This window comes from Corynebacterium sp. UMB9976 (genome assembly GCF_030212265.1).
Classification (GTDB): domain Bacteria; phylum Actinomycetota; class Actinomycetes; order Mycobacteriales; family Mycobacteriaceae; genus Corynebacterium.
In genome coordinates this window covers 1-264 of sequence record NZ_JASODY010000112.1, presented here as the reverse complement: position 1 = coordinate 264, position 264 = coordinate 1, and the positions used below count along the sequence as shown (strand labels likewise).

1 protein-coding gene is annotated in these 264 nt (G+C 62.5%); it reads left to right on the top strand.

What is annotated here, in order from left to right:
- Positions 1 to 264 (top strand): uroporphyrinogen-III synthase (locus QP140_RS10030; RefSeq protein WP_284759511.1); only part of this gene is annotated, 264 nt, incomplete at both ends.

The window sequence follows — 264 nt, the reverse complement described above, 5'->3', positions numbered from 1 at the left end:
CCGTTACCAGTGGGTTGTCTTCACTTCCGTCAACGCTGTCACCGCAGTGTGGGAGAAGTTCCAGGCATTCGGCTTGGACGCGCGCTCGTTCGCTGGAGTCCGCATCGCAGCCGTCGGTCATCGCACCGCTGCTGCCATCCGTGATCTCGGCATTACCCCGGAGCTGCTTCCGGACGACACTCGTCAGAACGCCGCGGGCATCGTCGACGTGTTCCCGGAGTACATCGAGGATCTCGATCCGGTCAACCGCGTATTGCTGCCACG